17 protein-coding genes and 1 tRNA gene are annotated in these 16,556 nt (G+C 63.0%); 6 read left to right on the top strand and 12 right to left on the bottom strand.

What is annotated here, in order from left to right:
- From FAA86_RS21850 to FAA86_RS21815, 8 genes are all read right to left on the bottom strand, one after another.
- On the bottom strand, positions 1-241 hold a 241-nt coding region (locus FAA86_RS21850; protein ID WP_425467450.1), incomplete at its 3' end, for an HPP family protein.
- A 227-nt stretch (positions 242-468) separates the two neighbouring features.
- Entirely contained in the window at positions 469-1,287 is an 819-nt protein-coding gene (locus tag FAA86_RS21845; protein WP_136543132.1) for an MBL fold metallo-hydrolase, read from the bottom strand.
- Positions 1,288-1,297: 10 nt separating this feature from the next.
- A complete protein-coding gene (locus FAA86_RS21840) occupies positions 1,298-2,083 on the bottom strand; it encodes a TatD family hydrolase (RefSeq protein WP_136543130.1) in 786 nt (261 codons plus the stop codon).
- A gap of 4 nt (positions 2,084-2,087) precedes the next feature.
- On the bottom strand, positions 2,088-3,704 hold the full coding sequence (gene metG / locus FAA86_RS21835) for a methionine--tRNA ligase (RefSeq protein WP_281281766.1): 1,617 nt from the start codon (positions 3,702-3,704) through the stop codon (positions 2,088-2,090).
- A gap of 134 nt (positions 3,705-3,838) precedes the next feature.
- A complete protein-coding gene (locus FAA86_RS21830; protein WP_136543126.1) occupies positions 3,839-4,864 on the bottom strand; it encodes a DNA polymerase III subunit delta' in 1,026 nt (341 codons plus the stop codon).
- Positions 4,861-5,556, bottom strand: coding sequence for a dTMP kinase (gene tmk, locus FAA86_RS21825; RefSeq protein WP_136543124.1), 696 nt, complete (start codon positions 5,554-5,556; stop codon positions 4,861-4,863). The genes FAA86_RS21830 and tmk overlap by 4 nt, the downstream gene beginning before the upstream one ends.
- 118 nt (positions 5,557-5,674) lie before the next feature.
- Positions 5,675-6,847 carry a D-alanyl-D-alanine carboxypeptidase family protein gene (locus FAA86_RS21820; RefSeq protein ID WP_136543122.1) on the bottom strand — a complete coding sequence of 391 codons (1,173 nt, stop codon included), beginning with the start codon at positions 6,845-6,847 and terminating at the stop codon, positions 5,675-5,677.
- Between the two features lie 71 nt (positions 6,848-6,918).
- The gene (locus FAA86_RS21815) at positions 6,919-7,983 is read right to left on the bottom strand and encodes a septal ring lytic transglycosylase RlpA family protein (RefSeq protein ID WP_136543120.1); all 1,065 of its coding nucleotides are present in this window, start codon (positions 7,981-7,983) and stop codon (positions 6,919-6,921) included.
- A gap of 292 nt (positions 7,984-8,275) precedes the next feature.
- On the opposite strand from FAA86_RS21815, the gene FAA86_RS21810 reads away from it, so the two are divergent.
- From FAA86_RS21810 to FAA86_RS21790, 5 genes are all read left to right on the top strand, one after another.
- Positions 8,276-8,365 (top strand) — tRNA-Ser (locus FAA86_RS21810).
- A gap of 191 nt (positions 8,366-8,556) precedes the next feature.
- Positions 8,557-9,837, top strand: a complete 1,281-nt coding sequence (locus FAA86_RS21805; protein WP_136543136.1) for an efflux RND transporter periplasmic adaptor subunit — start codon at positions 8,557-8,559, stop codon at positions 9,835-9,837.
- 9 nt (positions 9,838-9,846) lie between these two features.
- Positions 9,847-10,563 (top strand): ABC transporter ATP-binding protein, encoded by a 717-nt coding sequence (locus FAA86_RS21800; RefSeq protein ID WP_136543118.1) that lies wholly within the window; start codon positions 9,847-9,849, stop codon positions 10,561-10,563.
- Positions 10,553-11,758, top strand: a complete 1,206-nt coding sequence (locus FAA86_RS21795; RefSeq protein ID WP_136543116.1) for an ABC transporter permease — start codon at positions 10,553-10,555, stop codon at positions 11,756-11,758. The genes FAA86_RS21800 and FAA86_RS21795 overlap by 11 nt, the downstream gene beginning before the upstream one ends.
- A gap of 117 nt (positions 11,759-11,875) precedes the next feature.
- On the top strand, positions 11,876-12,217 hold the full coding sequence (locus FAA86_RS21790; protein WP_113461369.1) for a hypothetical protein: 342 nt from the start codon (positions 11,876-11,878) through the stop codon (positions 12,215-12,217).
- Positions 12,218-12,220: 3 nt separating this feature from the next.
- Here FAA86_RS21790 and FAA86_RS21785 read toward each other — a convergent pair whose 3' ends face one another.
- The 3 genes from FAA86_RS21785 to FAA86_RS21775 all read right to left on the bottom strand — a co-directional run bounded on the left by FAA86_RS21785 (position 12,221) and on the right by FAA86_RS21775 (position 15,421).
- Complete coding sequence (locus FAA86_RS21785) at positions 12,221-12,964, bottom strand: phosphodiester glycosidase family protein (protein WP_246035160.1); 744 nt, start codon at positions 12,962-12,964, stop codon at positions 12,221-12,223.
- 91 nt (positions 12,965-13,055) lie between these two features.
- Positions 13,056-13,757 (bottom strand): 4Fe-4S dicluster domain-containing protein, encoded by a 702-nt coding sequence (locus tag FAA86_RS21780; protein ID WP_136543114.1) that lies wholly within the window; start codon positions 13,755-13,757, stop codon positions 13,056-13,058.
- Between the two features lie 98 nt (positions 13,758-13,855).
- Positions 13,856-15,421 (bottom strand): trimethylamine methyltransferase family protein, encoded by a 1,566-nt coding sequence (locus tag FAA86_RS21775; RefSeq protein ID WP_136543112.1) that lies wholly within the window; start codon positions 15,419-15,421, stop codon positions 13,856-13,858.
- A gap of 271 nt (positions 15,422-15,692) precedes the next feature.
- On the opposite strand from FAA86_RS21775, the gene FAA86_RS21770 reads away from it, so the two are divergent.
- Complete coding sequence (locus FAA86_RS21770; protein WP_113461371.1) at positions 15,693-16,394, top strand: corrinoid protein; 702 nt, start codon at positions 15,693-15,695, stop codon at positions 16,392-16,394.
- Positions 16,395-16,420: 26 nt separating this feature from the next.
- Here FAA86_RS21770 and FAA86_RS25130 read toward each other — a convergent pair whose 3' ends face one another.
- Entirely contained in the window at positions 16,421-16,555 is a 135-nt protein-coding gene (locus FAA86_RS25130) for a hypothetical protein (protein WP_280640729.1), read from the bottom strand.
- Position 16,556: the final 1 nt, after the last annotated feature.

The following is a 16,556-nucleotide window of genomic DNA, read 5'->3' as shown; positions in this document are numbered from 1 at the left end:
GCGGGCTCGCCGGTACGGCAAACAGCAGCACCGCCGAGGCGCCCATCGGTGCCACGATCAGCGGCAATTGCGGATCGCCGCCGATCGCGAGATTGCAGATGAAGCCCGTCAGGCTGATGCCGATGAGCGCGCCCAGACATCCGATCAACCGCTCACGCAGCGTCGCCCCGGTCAGGATCGGCGCGAAACCCGGGAAGCGATCAATGACACTCTTGCGATGTTTTGACCGGAAGCGGCGCATGAACGTCACGGCAGAAGTACCTTCAAATATTGATCTTTTTAGAGATTCTCCACGCCTGCGGCATTGAGGCTCCCAGACCCGGCCGGGATGCGCGTTAGAGGTTGTCCAGCTTGGTCTGCAGCGCCATCACCCAACTCCTCGTCAAGACCCCTGCTCTATCCCGCACCTTGAATCTATTATTTTTCAATTAGATAGAGCATATACATGAAGTGATCGCAGGATCAAGCTCAGATATCCAATTGTTTTTCAATAACAAATCCGTCATATCCCGGCTCGACATGCGGTGGCGTCTCGCCCATGACCGTCTCGTAATCCAGCGGCGTATGCATATGGGTCAGGACAGCCTGTCTCGGCCCGAGCCGCTCGATCCAGCCCAGCGCCTGCTCGAGCGACAGATGGCTCGGATGCGGCCGGTATTGCAGAGCATCGATGTAAAGCAGGTCGAGCCCGGAGAGCTTCGCAACCGTCTCCTCGGGAAAGTCGGAGATGTCACAGCAATAGGCGACGTCGCCGACGCGGAGACCAATTGAGATGATGTCACCATGCTGCTGTTTCAGCGGCAGGAGGCTGATGGTCCCGCCGGCGCCAGAGATCTCGATCGGCTGATCGAGAGCCTCGATGATGATCGGCGCGACGATCGGCGGATAGCTGCTGCCGGCCGGCGTCTTCAGGCAATAGCCGAAGCCGTCTTCGATGCGCGCCATGGTCACAGGCTCGGCATAGATCGGGATCCGGTTCTTCTGGGTGATGAAATAGCCGCGCAGATCGTCGATCCCATGCAGGTGGTCGGCATGGGCATGGCTGTAGATGACCGCATCGATATGCTCAACCTTCGCGCGGATCATCTGCTCGCGAAAATCTGGGCCGGTATCGACGACGACGGTCGTCTTGCCGCCACCGGCTCCGATCTGCTCGATCAGGAAGGACGCGCGGGTGCGCCGGTTACGCGGATTGTCAGGATCGCAATTGCCCCAGTCGCCATTGATCCTGGGAACGCCGGGAGACGAGGAACAACCGAGCAGCGTGAACCGGCGCGTGACCTTCATCGAAGCTCCCTCAAGCCAGCCGCGGCATCTTGGAGAAGCAGCGGAAGGCGTTCTCGGTGGTGATCTCGGCCATCTCCGCGTAACTCACGCCCTTCACCTCCGCCAGCACCTCGGCCGTATTCACCACATAGGACGGCTCGTTGCGTTTTCCACGCCAGCGCTTCGGCGCCAGATAAGGCGCATCCGTCTCGACCAGCAGCCGGTCCATCGGCACGGTCTTGGCGATCTCGCGCAACCCTTCCGATTTCGGGAAGGTCACGATGCCGGAGAAGGAGACATAGCCGCCGAGCGCAACACCGGTGTCGGCCAGCGCCTGGCCGGAGGAGAAGCAGTGCAGGATGAAGGGGAAGGCCCCCTTCCCTGTTTCCGTAGTCAGGATATCCGCCATGTCCTCATCCGCACTGCGGCTATGGATGACGAGCGGAAGACCCGTCCGCCGGGCCGCCTCGATGTGGCGGATCAGGCCGGTCTTCTGGTCCTCGGGCTTCTGCGTGTCGTAGAAGTAATCAAGTCCCGCCTCGCCGATAGCCACGATCTTCTCATGGCTCTCGGCAAGCTTCACCAGCTCGTCCGCCGTCACATCCAGCTCGTCGCCGGCATTGTTCGGATGCGTACCGACAGAGCAGAAGACGCTCGGATAGCGCTCCGTGAGTGCCAAAAGCGTCTCGAGCTTCCTGACGCGCGTCGAGATCGTCACCATCTGCTTCACGCCGGCCTGGTGCGCCCGCGTGACAAGCTCGTCACGCTCGCTGTCGAAATCGGCGAAGTCGAGATGGCAATGGGTATCGATCAGCATGGTGTCAGGCCTTGCCCGCGTCCGGGGCGACGTAACGCGGATAAACCGGCGAGGGTGCCGGCAGTTCCGTGCCAGGCTGCAGACGGCCGGCAGCGCCGAGCGTTGCAAACACGCGGTCTTCTTCGGCGACCGCCACGAGATCGAGGATCTTCGCCGAGGTTTCCGGCATGATCGGCTGGAACAGGATCGCGATCTGGCGCACGACATCAGCCGTCACATAAAGCACCGTGCCCATGCGCGCCTCGTCAGTCTTCTTCAACACCCACGGCGCCTGTGCCGCGAAATAGCGGTCGGCTTCGTTGACGATGTTGATGATCGCGGCCACAGCCTTGTGGATCTGCTGCTTGCCCATCTCCTCGCGGCAGATGTCGATCGCCTCGTCGGCAATCTTCAGGATCGCCTCGTCCTCGGCTGTCAGCGCACCGGGTGTCGGCACCCGGCCCTCGCAATTCTTGTTGATCATCGACAGCGAGCGCGAGGCCAGATTGCCGATGCCATTGGCGAGATCGGCATTGATGCGCGTGCCGATCCCCTCTTCCGAATAGCTGCCGTCCTGACCGAAGGAAACTTCACGCAGGAAGAAATAGCGCACCTGGTCGAGACCGAAGTGGTTTACGAGGTTCACCGGGTCGACGACATTGCCGAGCGACTTCGACATCTTCTCGCCCTTGTTGAGCAGGAAGCCATGGGCGTAAACGCGCTGCGGCAAAGGCAGGCCCGCCGACATCAGGAAGGCCGGCCAGTAGACGGCGTGGAAACGGATGATGTCCTTGCCGATGATGTGCACGTCCGCCGGCCAGTATTTCGCCCGCGGGCCGTTTTCGTCTTCGACGTAACCGGTCGCTGTGATGTAGTTGGTCAGCGCATCGACCCAGACATACATGACATGTTTGTCGTCGCCAGGCACCTTGATGCCCCAGTCGAAGGTGGTGCGCGAGATCGAGAGATCCTTGAGCCCCGACTTGACGAACGAGATCACCTCGTTGCGGCGCTCGTTCGGGCCGATGAAATCCGGCTGGTCTTCGTAGAGCTTGAGAAGCTTGTCTTCATAGGCCGAGAGCTTGAAGAAATAGCTTTCCTCTTCCACCCATTCGACTGGCGTGCCCTGCGGCCCGTAGCGCACGCCATCGGCACGCAGCTCGGTTTCCTCTTCCTGGTAATAGGCCTCGTCGCGCACTGAGTACCAGCCGGCATAGCCGCCCTTGTAGACGTCGCCGTTCTTCTCCATGCGGCGCCAGACTTCCTGCACCGTCTCGTGATGGCGCTTTTCGGTCGTGCGGATGAAGTCGTCGTTCGAGGAATTGAGCAGCTTGCCCATCTCACGGAATTCGTTCGAGTTCCGCTCGGCCAGAGCCTCCGGCGTTATCCCTTCGGCACGTGCCGTCTGCTGCATCTTCTGCCCGTGCTCGTCCGTGCCCGTCAGGAAGAACACATCCCGGCCGTCGAGCCGCTGGAACCGCGCCATGGCATCGGTCGCGATCAGCTCATAGGCATGGCCGATATGCGGCTTGCCGTTCGGGTAGGAGATGGCAGTGGTGATGTAGTAGGGATCGCTCATGGCTTCTTGTTGTCTTTTCGTCGGTTGCGATGGTCGTGTGCGATTGTCTTGCGGCCAGACCATGGCGGCGCGGATCAGCCACCATGCACGGCAAAAACAAATGGGGTCGAACGCTCTTAAAACATTCCGCTGGCTTTAGGAACATCCGTTTTGCTGCAGCGCCACCAGGAACCGCAGAGAGCCCCGATCGGGCATGTTCAACGCACGATCGCGCCGAGCACATCGAGCATCGTCTGCTTGCGGTCGAGATTGTAGGCCGCGGCGATGCCGAGCTGCTGGTTGATCGTGGAGGACAGCCGCGCGAAATGCTCGGCCCCACCGAGATCGCCTTCAAGCGCCAGCTGCCGTGCCGTCGCCGCAAGATGGTCGCCCAGATGCTCGGTGAAGAAGCCGAAGGCCACGTCGCTATCCTTGCCCGACAGCGCCTCGGCGATCTTGAACATCATCTTGCGCTGCGAGGGTCCTGACGCCGCAAGCATCTGATCGAAGGCGTCGAGGATATCGGCGCCTCCATAATTCACCAGTTTCAACGCCCGCGCCACGCTGCCCTTGGCAAGCGCCAGAACCGCCTCCCGCCTGTCCGCTGGGATCGACAGCCCAAGCTGCCCCAGCGCCTTGTCCATGGCTTCAGGCGACAGTTCATGCAGCCGAAGCGGCAGGCAGCGCGAGCGGATGGTCGGCAACAGTTTGCCGGGCGCATGGGAAAGCACGAGGAACATCGCCCGCTTCGGCGGTTCCTCCAGGATCTTCAGGATGGCATTCGCCGCATTGCGGTTGAGATCGTCGGCGGGGTCGATGATGACGATACGCCAGTTGCCGGTCCCCGACGTCTGGCTGAAGAAGTGACCCGCCTTGCGCACCTCGTCCACGGTGATCGCGCTGCGCACCCGGCCGGTCTTCTCGTCCACCGGCCGATGCAGATGCAGCAGATTGTGGCTGGCACCGGAGGCGAGTTGCCGTGTGACCGGGTGATCCGGATCCGGATCGGACAGGGTCTCGGGCGCACTGGCCGGCTCGGGATGACGCAGGATGTGGTTCGCAAAACGAAAGGCAAGCGTCGCCTTTCCGATCCCCTCCGGTCCCTCGATCAGCACCGCATGGTGCCCCTTGCCCGAGCGATAGCTGCGCGCCAGAAACTCTTCCGCCGCCTCGTGTCCGAACAGTTTCACATTGCTGACCGGCGCAATCGCCCCGTCGAGCAGCCCTGCCCTTTCCTCGCTCATGACCGCGCCGCCTGCTCCGTATCGGCTGCGCTACCCGCCTGACGGGCAAGCGCGTGCGTCACCTCGAAAAGGATGTCCCGCGCGATATGGTCGACGTCGAAGGACGCATCGACCACGCGGCAGCGTTCGGGTTCACGGTTCGCGATGTCGAGGAAGCCCTGGCGGCGCTTCTCGTGCACTTCGAGCTTTTCCTTCTCGAACCGATCCGGCGCCGTCGCCTCGCTCAACGCTCCTGCCCGTCGCCTCGCTCGCTGCAGTCCGACTTCGGCGGCGAGGTCCAGCACCAGCGTGATGTCGGGCATGGTCTTTCCGATCGACACCCGCTCGAGCGCCTCCATCAGCGGTGGCTCGATATTGCCGGTGACCCCCTGATAGACCCGGGAGGAATCGACGAAACGGTCACAGAGCACGATCTCGCCGCGCGCCAGTGCCGGACGGATCACGCAGTCAAGGTGATCGGCGCGCGCCGCCGCAAACAGCAAAGCCTCCATGCGCACCCCGAAGGGTTCTGCCGCGCCCGAGAGCAGCACATGACGAAGCGCTTCGGCTCCGGCCGATCCCCCCGGTTCGCGGGTCGTGATCACGGTATGGCCCTTCTCCCGCAGACTGTCCGCCAGAAGACGTATCTGGGTGGACTTGCCGGCCCCCTCGCCTCCCTCGAAACTCACGAACAATCCGCGCGCCGTCGCCAATGCCTTGCCTACTTCCCGCCTGAGGCGTCTGAAATTCACCCTTGCGGGCCTGCCTACGGCTCTAACCCAAGATCGTCTTCAGCGAAACCGTGAAGCACGCGGAGGATGCGGATTTTCGTCACATCCAGAAGAACAGGAGCTCGATCACCGCATCCCAGGCGCGCTGGCGCAGTGTGCCGACCTCGACTGCCTGCGCACTCTTCAGCGGCACGCTGACAAGTGGCCGCTCGCCTGACAGGATGTTGAGCGTCGCGATCTCCCGATCCGCAGCTAGCGGCGGCTTGAGCGGCCAGCGATACACGATCCGGGCCTGCAGCCGGTCGGGATTGTTGATCGGCACATAGACCTCGACCGGCCCATGTGCCACCAGCGGCACCTTGGAGGGATTGCCGCCATAGACGCTTGCCTCGCCGACCACTTCGCCGGGCTTGAACAACGTGCGCATCTCGAAGCCGTCGAAACCCCAGTTCAGGAGGCGCGTCGCTTCCTCCGTTCGCTCCTTGTCGGTCTGGGCACCGCTCAACCCGAGGAACAGCCGTCGCCCATCCCGCTCCATGGAAGCGATGATGGCAAAGCCGCTCTCCTCGGCAAAGCCGGTGCCAAGCCCGTCCGCCCCGATCGGCAGAAGCGGATTGCGGTTGCGCTGCAGGATCTTGTTCCACTCGAACTCGGCGAGGCTGAAGGTCTGGTAGAGATCCGGATAGGCCTCGACCAGATGCCGCGCGAGCTTGACCAGGTCGACCAGCGTCGAACGGTTGTCGGGATGCGGAAGTCCGGTCGCGTTGGCGAAATGGCTTTCGGTGAGCCCGAGTTCGGCTGCGCGCGCATTCATTCGCTCGACGAATTTTGCCTCTGATCCGGCCATGCCCTCGGCAATGATCAGGCAGCCATCATTTGCGGTCTGGACCGCGATCCCCTTGATGAGATCGGCAACCGGCACCTGGCTTTTGACCGCCGCGAACATGGTCGAGGTTCGGGACGGCGCGCCGCCCGTGCGCCAGGCATATTCCGAAACCGGATAAATCGTGTCGGGCCGGATCTCGCCCTTCTTCAGCGCATCGAACACCACTTCGAGCGTCATCAGCTTGGCAAGCGACGCCGGCGCAAAACTCTTCGTCTCGTCCTTGGAAAAGAGCACCGTGCCCGTCGAGGCTTCGATGAGATAGACCTGCGCTGCCTTGCTCTCGATCAACGGCGCCGGTGCCGCCGTCTGCGCAAATGCCGCCGGGGACGGAAGTCCAAGCGACAGAAGGCTCGCCAGAAGCAGGACGACGGTGGAGAAGATACGCATGATCACACTTCGGCTGGCCAGTCTCGGTGTCGGAACACCCGCATTCTCGCCGCGACGCACCGCCGACCGGCTTAGCGGCCTGTGGAGAGCCGGATGCCGCCGCTTGCGACCGAGGAGAGAATCGAGCGCTCGGTGAGGCTGCCATTGCGCACGAGAATGGCATCGAAGGCAAGCGCGCCGGTGTCCGAACGCTCTTCCACGAAGGCCGCCGCATAGCCGGAGCCGTCATAGCCATCGATGTGGTGCGGCCGCGGCATCGGCGTCGGGCCGAAGTCCGGCAGGGCCGCGAAGCTCTCGCCGGAAACCACGCCAGTGCCCGCAGCACCGGCGCTGCCCTGCATCAGCAATTGCGCATCGAGAGTCTGGGGCTGAGCATTGCCGCTCGGTGTCGGACCAGCCAGAGCGGTCTGATAGGTCGTTGCCACCGGGGGCTGATAATCAGGCGTCTTGACCTCGTTTGAGGCCACCATCACGCCGGATGCAATCTGACCGCCGGGATCGATGACCGGTCCGCGTTCGCCCTTCCGGATATAGGACGCCATGAGATAGGGCATGTCATGCCCGTCGAGCCGCGCCGGCCCGATATACTGCACGCGCACCTCGCCGGTCCCGCTGTGCTTCATGTCCAGCATGTCGGCCGTCTTGCGCGACAGGTCGATGATCCGCCCCTTGTGGAACGGACCGCGGTCGTTGATGCGCACGATGACGGAGCTGCCGGTGTTGAGATTGGTGACGCGGGCATAACTTGGCAGCGGCAGCGTCGGATGGGCCGCCGACAGATGCTCCTTGTCGTAAAGCTCGCCATTCGCCGTCATCCGGCCATGGAAGGCATCCCCATACCAGGAGGCGACGCCGACCTTGTCGTAATCGGGATTTTCCTGCGGCACGAAGGTCTTGCCCTTCACCACATAGGGCTTGCCGACCATATAGCGTCCGCCGCCCTTGGGAACGGGACCGCTCGCCACGACCCGCGGGCTCGCCTTCACGCCATAGATCGATTCGGCGAAATACTCCTTCGACCGCTTCGGCTTCTCAGCCGTCTTGGTGGTCGAACAGGAGGCGGTAAAGGCGCACAACAGCACAAGCCCGAACCACTTCCCCGAATTGGCCAGGCGGCCAGCGATCGAAAACTGCATCAGTCCCACTTCACATCAGCAGGGCCTGCAATCATCGCGCCCCATCCGCGAAGCCCCCATGCCTCGCTCACGTCAGCGCAATAACTCTCGTGGAAAAATGACCAAAATGGGAAAAGTCACAATTTGAATGATCGCGAGGGGCGCAAAGCTGCAATCATGGTTAGCAGACGGTTAATGCGCCACCGCCCGACGCCGCCGCATACGCACACCCCGTCAGACACCCCTTCCCCGCCTTTTCCCGCGACAATCGCTCTTGCCAAGTCGAATGGCTTTGCGCATAACGCACCCCACTGGAAGAGTGTCCGAGTGGTTTAAGGAACCGGTCTTGAAAACCGGCGTGCGGGAGACCGTACCGTGGGTTCGAATCCCACCTCTTCCGCCATACTGGCAAGTTTCGCTGCCGAGGCCGCCCGCTGCCCGCCTCCCCAACCTTACCAATCTTTCACTGTCCTTTCCGCTGCGAATGTCTATCTCCATAGCCATGGAACCTGATCGCGCTTGACCGCGATCAAGGGTTTGAGAGCGCGCCTGCCCCAGGATGGCGGCGAGTTGAATGATCCAGACGGAGCAGACGTGAAAGACGACGTGAAACCGCAGACCTCTCCCGAGACCGAAGAGCTGAAGGCGATTCTGGATCAGGCCGCACGGCCCAGGGCCCGCTGGGGGCTGCGCCTCCTCGGCCTCGTGGCCGTCGCCGGGCTTGCCTATGGCGCCTATCTCTGGTCGGCCGGCGGGACGACGGTGAGCTACACCACGGCAGAGGTGAAGCCAGGCAATCTCACGGTCATCGTCACGGCAACGGGCTCGGTCGAACCGACCGTGCAGGTCGACGTCTCCTCCGAACAGTCCGGCACGATCCGCGAGGTGCTGGTCGACTATAACAGCGAGGTCACGAAGGGCGATGTGCTTGCGCGTCTCGACACCGACAAGCTGAGCGCCGACCTGAAGGCGAAGGAGGCAGCCGTTGCCTCCGCGCGTGCCACGGTCTCCAAGGCCCGCGCCGATGAGCAGTCGGCCAAGGCCAAGCTCGATCGCCTGACGACGCTGGTCTCCAGCCGGGTCTCCACCCAGCAGGATCTCGATACCGCCGAATACACCTTCCAGGCCGCCGAAGCCGCGCGCCAGAGTGCCGAGGCCGACGTCATCTCGGCGGAAGCCGCCCTTGAGCAGTCGAAACTCTCGCTCTCCAAGGCGACCATCGTCTCGCCGATCGATGGCATCGTGCTCTCGCGCGATGTCGACACCGGCGCCACGGTCGCGGCATCGCTCGAAGCCCCCACCCTCTTCACCATCGCCGGCGACCTCCGCCAGATGGAACTCCAGGTCTCGATCGATGAGGCCGATGTCGGTCAGGTCGCAGTCGGCCAGGACGCAACCTTCACCGTCGACGCCTTCCCCGATCAGCGCTTCCCGGCCAAGATCACCTCGATCCGCTATGCCGCGGAAACCGTAAGCGACGTCGTCACCTACAAGGGCATTCTGTCTGTCGCCAATGACGACCTGCTGCTGCGCCAGGGCATGACGGCAACCGCCGATATCGTGGTCCAGTCGATCACCGATGGTCTGCTGATCCCCAATGCCGCCCTGCGCTACGCGCCGCCGGCCACCACGCCGGCCGAGACCGAAGGCGGCGGCAGCGGTGTCTTCAGCATCTTCCGCCCGCCCCGTCAGACGCCGACAAGCGCGCCGGAGCCGGAAGGCAGTGAGCGGACCGTCTGGGTATTGCGCGACGGCGCCCCCGTGGCCATCAACATCGAGATCGGCGCCTCCGACGGTCAGAACACCGTGATCGTGAAGGGCGACATCAAGGAGGGCGACCGGGTCATCACCGACCAGACCGTCCGCAACGGGTAAGGACGCCGCATGGCCAGCGCCCCGCTCATCGAATTTCGCCAGATCTCGCGCCTCTATGGACGCGGCGAAGCCACGATCCGCGCCCTCGACCGCGTCGACCTCACCATCGACCGGCATGAATTCGTGGCAATCATGGGCCCTTCCGGCTCCGGCAAGTCGACCGCGATGAACATCCTCGGCTGCCTCGACGTGCCGACCTCGGGTCAGTATCTCTTCCAGGGGATCGACACGACTGGCTTCGACCGTGCGCAATACACCCTGCTACGTCGCCACATGCTGGGCTTCGTCTTCCAGGGTTTCAATCTCCTGGCCCGAACCTCTGCCGTGGAAAATGTCGAGCTGCCGCTCGTCTATCGCGGCATGGATGCGCGTGAACGGCGCGCCCGGGCGCTGAAAGCGCTCGCCCAGGTCGGTCTCGGCGGCCGGGAGAACCACACAACGCAGGAGCTTTCGGGCGGACAGCAACAGCGCGTGGCGATCGCCCGCGCCATCGTCACGAGCCCCGCCGTGCTTCTGGCCGATGAACCCACCGGAAACCTCGACACGAAGACCAGCCGCGAGATCATGGACCTGATCACCGGCCTCAACCGCGACCATGGCATTACGGTCATCATGGTCACGCATGAGGACGACATCGCCGCCTATGCGAAACGCAACCTGCGTTTTGTCGATGGCCATATCCAGTCCGACAGCCGGAATGAGGAGCCCCTCGCCCATGTTCGGTGAAACCATCAAGCTTGCGCTGCGCGCCATCCGTCGCAACCTGCTCCGCTCGTTCCTGACCGTGCTCGGCGTGGTCATCGGCGTTGCCGCCGTCATCGCCATGGTCACGATCGGCAATGGCACCACCGCGCAAGTGACCAGCGAAATCTCCAAGCTCGGCACCAATCTCCTCTTCGTCCGTCCCGGCCAGTTCGGCCCTGGACGTGCGGCAACCGATGCGAAGAAGTTCACCATCCGCGACATCGATGCGATCCGCGATCAGATCCCCGGTCTGCGCGCGGTCGCCGCGATCAACCAGTCCAGCCAGACCGTCATCTTCAGTGGCCAGAGCCGCCAGACCTCGATCATCGGCTCCGGCGATGACTACCTTGTCGCCCAGAACTGGGAGCTCGCCTCCGGCCGCAGCTTTCTGCCGTCGGAAGAGCGCGGCGGCCAGGCCGTCTGCCTGCTCGGCGAAACGGTCCGCTCCAAGCTCTTCGGTTCGACACCGGCCGTCGACCAGACGATCCGCGTCGGCAATGTCGCCTGCCAGGTCATCGGCATTCTTGCCAAGAAGGGCCAGAGCGGCATGGGCAGCGATCAGGACGATGTCGTCATGATGCCGCTCAAGGTCTTCCAGCGCCGCATCGGCGGCTCCTCCGACGTCTCGAGCATCATGCTCTCGGCCGAGGACGGCGTCTCCACATCCAAGGTCCAGGCGGATGTCGAGCGTCTGCTTCGCGAACGCCGCAAGATCATTGCGGGTCGCGACGATGATTTCAGCGTCAACGACATGACCCAGATGGCGGCAACCCTGACCGGCACCACCACGCTGATGACCGGCCTTCTCGGCGCCGTCGCCGCCGTCTCGCTCCTCGTCGGCGGCATCGGCATCATGAACATCATGCTGGTATCGGTTACCGAACGCACGCGCGAGATCGGTATCCGGCTCGCAATCGGCGCGGTCGAGCGTCAGGTCCTGATGCAGTTCCTCGTCGAAGCCGTCACCCTCTCCATCTTCGGCGGTGTCGTCGGCATCGCGCTGGGTCTCGGCATTGCCTATACGGCGGTCAGCCTGATGTCCGTGCCCTTCGTGGCAAGCCCCTCCATCATCCTGCTCGCCTTCGCCTTTTCAGCCGCGATCGGCATGGTCTTCGGCTATTTCCCCGCCCGCCGCGCCGCCCAGATGAACCCGATCGACGCGCTCCGCCACGAGTGATGGCGACGCAGGAGCAGCGGGACAAGCCTCGGGCAAACTTGTTGTGGTGTAGCTGGTCCTAATGGATGCGGGCTCTGTTCGCGTCCCGGAGCCTTGACCATGTGAGGGAGTAAGCCCATGTCCGCCTTTCCGGATCGTGACACCGTCGCCGCCAAGATCGCCTCGATGCAGGAGCAGGATCAGGCCTTCCTGAAGCTGATCTTCGAAAACCCGGCCCAGGACGACGCGCTGCTCGAAGGCCTTTGCCTCTATCTCGACATCGCCTCCGAGGGGCGCTTCTTGAACACGCTGAAGCTCGAACGCAATGGCGAGTGGATCGGCGACAACGCCCCGCCACGCCTGCAGATCCGCCTGATGGAAGTCGCGCGCTCGAGCCAGCATCCGGCCTTTGCCGCTTTCCGCACAGGCCTCAGCCGCTCCGGCGGACTGGAGCGCGCCTATCCCAAGGCGGCGGTCTAGGCCTTACTGCGGGATCTGCATGCTGACCGAAAGGATCGGCCCCATCGGGAAAAGCCGGTCCATGCGCTTCTCCTCGGCGATAAAGACGCTCGATATCGTGCCGTCGAGGTAGAGCGCATTGGCACAGCCCAACCGGTCCCGAAAGAACGTGGCGAAGTCGTAGAACCGCACGGGCACCCTCGACACCACCATATGCACCCGCCCATCGGCATCCACGCCGACACCGTTGCGGATGTTGAAGCTGTCGCTGTCGGGCAGGAAGCGCGGATGCAGCTGTCCGTCGATCACCAGCATCGGCCCCGACTGCGTGCCGAAATCCGGCACCATTCCACTCGCCACGAACGCCTTGGTTTCCATGACCGACGCCTTGCCGTCCTTGATCAGGAAGACCCCGTTCGGCAGCAGGTGGAAATTGCCCCAGCCGCCGCCGGTCACAGCCGGTTTCAGCACCTTGCCATGCTCGGCAAAGTAACCGACCGGCGAGAGATCATCGTGATACATGCCGGCATTCATCGCAAAGGTCAGCACCCGCCGCTCGGCCCAGAGCTGCTGGCGAAGACGGGCAAAGCCGCCATAGGCCTGTCCATCCGGAGAAGCGAGATGCAGCCGGATATCGTCCTTGGCAGGGTCGAAACGGCAGGAAAGATAGCTCTGAGAACCCTCCTGCAGCATCTCGCATGCCGCATGGGAAACAGACGGCATTGTCAGGCCGGTCAGGAAACCGAGGAAAGTGAGGATCTTGCGCACGCATTGGCCCTTTGGTGAGCCCGCTTCTTGCCGCTGATATCAGGCATTGTGAAGACGGCTTGCGCGATATCCCCGAAATCGATCCCGTCGATCAATCCGGCAGTGTCAGCGCCTGCATGTGAAATTGAAGCTGCGCCTCCGGATAGCGGTACTCGGTACCGACAGGACAGGCATTGCGGGCAAGACATCCCGAGATCATACAGCCGCGCTGTCCCTGAGGCGTCGCGAGATGCCGCCGGCACCCCAGGACGTCAAAGCCGTCTTCCGTGACCGCGCCGACGGGACAGGCGGACAGACAAGGCTTGTCGCGACAGCGATCGCAGGGATGATCCGACCCAACGGCCGCTTCGCCGCCATCCTGCCAGTCGCCAAACAGCAACGCCCCGCGATAACTGTGCCAGAGCCCGAAGCGCGGATGGACGAGGATCCCGAGCGGCGAGGCTTTGAGACCCTCCGCCCGCATCGCCCAGGCCTGAAAGGGTTGGTAAGGCGCCTCTGACGGATAACAGGCCGCCGCGCCGACCTCTCTGGCAACCGAATCGATGACGCTTTGAGACCACCGATCGAGCGGGTCTGACCCGCCCCGATCCGGCTGAGCTGCCCGCCAGGCTGAAAAAACCGGCCACATGCCAGCACCCGCGACACCGATCAGCACCACCGCCTCGCTCCGTCCGCCATCCGGCAACCGCGGCGTTGGCTCGTCACTCCCAAAGCGAACCACCCCGCGCGGCGAAAGCCCGTGCCTGGCAAGCAGCGTTTCGATCTCGGTCAGAACGGAAGAAGGGCCGCTCATCGCGGCCCCTCGATCTTGTAATGCGGTCGCCAGACCTCCTCTTGGATCATGTCGGCAACTCTGTTGGCTCCGCCTTGCTCCCTGGCAACGGGACCCTTTCAGGAGAAGGCGTCGGGCATCGAATCCTTGCGGCTCGCGACGAAGGCCAGCAGCGCCTCGTCGATGGCCGGATCGAGCGCCGGCGCTTCGTAAGCGTCGAGCCACGAGCGGCAGAGTGCGTTCGCCCGGTCCTCAATGCGCTTGCGGCCCTCGATTTCCCACTGCTCGAAGGAATTGTTGTCGGCGAGCGGCGAACGATAGAAGGCGGTCTGGAAGTTCGCCTGCGTATGGGCGCAGCCGAGATAATGCGCGCCCGGGCCGACTTCACGGATCGCATCCATCGCCTGGCCGTCGTCGGAGAGATCCACACCCTGTGCCATCTTCTGCATCATGCCGAGCTGGTCCTGGTCGATCATGAACTTCTCGTAGCAGGCGGCAAGACCGCCTTCGAGCCAGCCGGCCGCATGCAGAACGAAGTTGGCGCCGGCGAGGAGCGTCATGTTGAGCGTATTGGCGCTCTCATGTGCTGCCTGCGCATCCGGAACCTTCGACGCACAGAGCGAACCGCCGGTACGGAAAGGCAGACCCATGCGCCGCGCGAGCTGAGCCGCGCCATAGGAAACGAGTGCCGGCTCCGGCGTGCCGAAGGTCGGTGCACCCGACTGCATCGAGATCGAGGCGGCGAAGGTGCCGAAGAGCACCGGTGCGCCCGGACGGATCAGCTGGGTGAAGGAGGCACCCGCGAGCACTTCAGCCAGGATCTGCGTCAGCGTACCGGCGACCGTGACCGGGCTCATGGCGCCCGAGAGAATGAAGGGCGAAATGACCGAGGCCTGGCCGTGACGGGCATAGACCTTGGCAGCGCCCAGCATCGTCTCGTCGAAGACCATCGGCGAATTGGCGTTGATGAGGTTCAGCATGACGCAGTTGTTTTCGACGAAGTCGTCGCCGAAGACGAGCTTCGCCATGGCAACCGAATCTTCCGCGCGCTCCGGTGCCGTGACCGAGCCCATGAACGGCTTGTCGGAATATTTGATATGGCTGTAGACCATGTCGAGGTGACGCTTGTTCACCGGGATATCGACGGGTTCGCAGACCGTGCCGCCCGACGAATGCATCGACGGCGCCATATAGGCGAGCTTGACGAAGTTGCGGAAGTCCTCGAGCGTCGCATACCGACGATTACCCTCGAGGTCGCGCACGAAGGGCGATCCGTAAACCGGGGCAAAGACCGTGGCATTGCCGCCGATGCGAACGCTGCGCTCGGGGTTGCGGGCATGCCAGGTGAATTCGGACGGCGCCGTCTTCAGAAGTTCGCGGCAGAGACCCTTCGGGAAATGCACGCGCTGCCCGCGCACATCGGCCCCGGCTTGCTTCCAGAGCTCCAGGGCTTCCGCGTCGTCACGAAACTCGATGCCGATCTCTTCGAGAACGACATCGGCATTGTGTTCGATCAGCGCCAGACCTTCCTCGTCCAGAACCTCGTAGGTCCGGATCTTGCGGGTGATGTAAGGCATGGCAGGACCGGCACCGCCGCCGCTGCGCGATGCCCTGCGGGCCGCAGCCCCTCGCCCCTCGCCGCGTTGGCGGCGGCCTGCGCCCGGTTCTGCCGTGATATCGTCCATGTCTGCTTCCTCGCTCGAGCGCTCGATCGCGCTGCTTCTCTCCCCCATTATGCTAATCCAATCCGCTTGTGAAACCATCCTTTATGCGCCAACGGCTTGCGTCATGCAGACATCGGCTTTTTCCTCCACTTGTCTGCCGCCGTCGCTTTTCACCGCCGCCGCGTCGTAATCGAAAAGAGTTTTTCACGAACTTGAGGTTTAACTTTCGATCGGGCAGTCTGATGCCCGGCGCGACCGGAATCGCGTTGAAAAAGAAGCGGGAAGCACCACCATGGCCGAAGACGACATCATTCTTTCCGAACTCTCCGATGAAGAACTCGTGCAGCAAATGCATGATGACCTCTATGACGGCCTCAAGGAGGAGATCGAGGAAGCGACACAGATCCTGCTCGACCGCGGCTGGGCTCCCTACGACATCCTGACCCAGGCGCTCGTCGAAGGCATGCGCATCGTCGGCATCGATTTCCGCGACGGCATTCTCTTCGTTCCGGAAGTTCTGCTCTCCGCCAACGCCATGAAGGCCGGCATGACGATCCTGCGTCCGCTGCTTGCCGCCACCGGCGCGCCCAAGCAGGGCAAGATGGTGATCGGCACGGTCAAGGGCGACATCCACGACATCGGCAAGAACCTCGTCGGCATGATGATGGAAGGTGCAGGTTTCGACGTGATTGACCTCGGCATCAACAACCCGGTCGAAAACTATCTGGAAGCGCTGGAACGGGAAAAGCCCGATATCCTCGGCATGTCCGCGCTGCTCACGACCACGATGCCCTACATGAAGGTCGTCATCGACACGATGAAGGAAAAGGGTATCCGCGACGATTACGTCGTTCTCGTCGGCGGCGCGCCGCTCAACGAGGAATTCGGCAAGGCTGTCGGTGCAGATGCCTATTGTCGCGATGCCGCCGTTGCGGTCGAGACGGCCAAGGACTTTATTGCACGCAAGCACAACAGCATGGGCGCCCGCGCCTGAAGCTTTGGAAACGCAGAAGCCGGCCCTTAAAGGCCGGCTTCTGCGTAGAACTCGCCCTGAGGGGCCGTTGCCATGGTCTGCCAGGCAACATGCCCGCCGGCATACAGGATGGCCGCCAGCATATAGATGGCACTGGCCTTTGCGATGGTCGTGAGCGTCATG

This window comes from Rhizobium rosettiformans W3 (assembly GCF_004912135.1).
In the GTDB taxonomy this organism is placed as follows: domain Bacteria; phylum Pseudomonadota; class Alphaproteobacteria; order Rhizobiales; family Rhizobiaceae; genus Allorhizobium; species Allorhizobium rosettiformans.
Note: the sequence above shows the minus strand (reverse complement) of the source record. Positions and strands in the feature narration are given on the sequence as shown.

Coding starts and splice junctions, on each gene's coding strand:
- FAA86_RS21845 (WP_136543132.1), bottom strand. CDS start 1,287: ATGAAGGTCACGCGCCGGTTCACGCTGCTCGGTTGTTCCTCGTCTCCC.
- FAA86_RS21840 (WP_136543130.1), bottom strand. CDS start 2,083: ATGCTGATCGATACCCATTGCCATCTCGACTTCGCCGATTTCGACAGC.
- metG (WP_281281766.1), bottom strand. CDS start 3,704: ATGGTCTGGCCGCAAGACAATCGCACACGACCATCGCAACCGACGAAA.
- FAA86_RS21830 (WP_136543126.1), bottom strand. CDS start 4,864: ATGAGCGAGGAAAGGGCAGGGCTGCTCGACGGGGCGATTGCGCCGGTC.
- FAA86_RS21820 (WP_136543122.1), bottom strand. CDS start 6,847: ATGCGTATCTTCTCCACCGTCGTCCTGCTTCTGGCGAGCCTTCTGTCG.
- FAA86_RS21815 (WP_136543120.1), bottom strand. CDS start 7,983: ATGCAGTTTTCGATCGCTGGCCGCCTGGCCAATTCGGGGAAGTGGTTC.
- FAA86_RS21800 (WP_136543118.1), top strand. CDS start 9,847: ATGGCCAGCGCCCCGCTCATCGAATTTCGCCAGATCTCGCGCCTCTAT.
- FAA86_RS21795 (WP_136543116.1), top strand. CDS start 10,553: ATGTTCGGTGAAACCATCAAGCTTGCGCTGCGCGCCATCCGTCGCAAC.
- FAA86_RS21790 (WP_113461369.1), top strand. CDS start 11,876: ATGTCCGCCTTTCCGGATCGTGACACCGTCGCCGCCAAGATCGCCTCG.
- FAA86_RS21780 (WP_136543114.1), bottom strand. CDS start 13,757: ATGAGCGGCCCTTCTTCCGTTCTGACCGAGATCGAAACGCTGCTTGCC.
- FAA86_RS21775 (WP_136543112.1), bottom strand. CDS start 15,421: ATGGACGATATCACGGCAGAACCGGGCGCAGGCCGCCGCCAACGCGGC.
- FAA86_RS21770 (WP_113461371.1), top strand. CDS start 15,693: ATGGCCGAAGACGACATCATTCTTTCCGAACTCTCCGATGAAGAACTC.
- FAA86_RS25130 (WP_280640729.1), bottom strand. CDS start 16,555: ATGACGCTCACGACCATCGCAAAGGCCAGTGCCATCTATATGCTGGCG.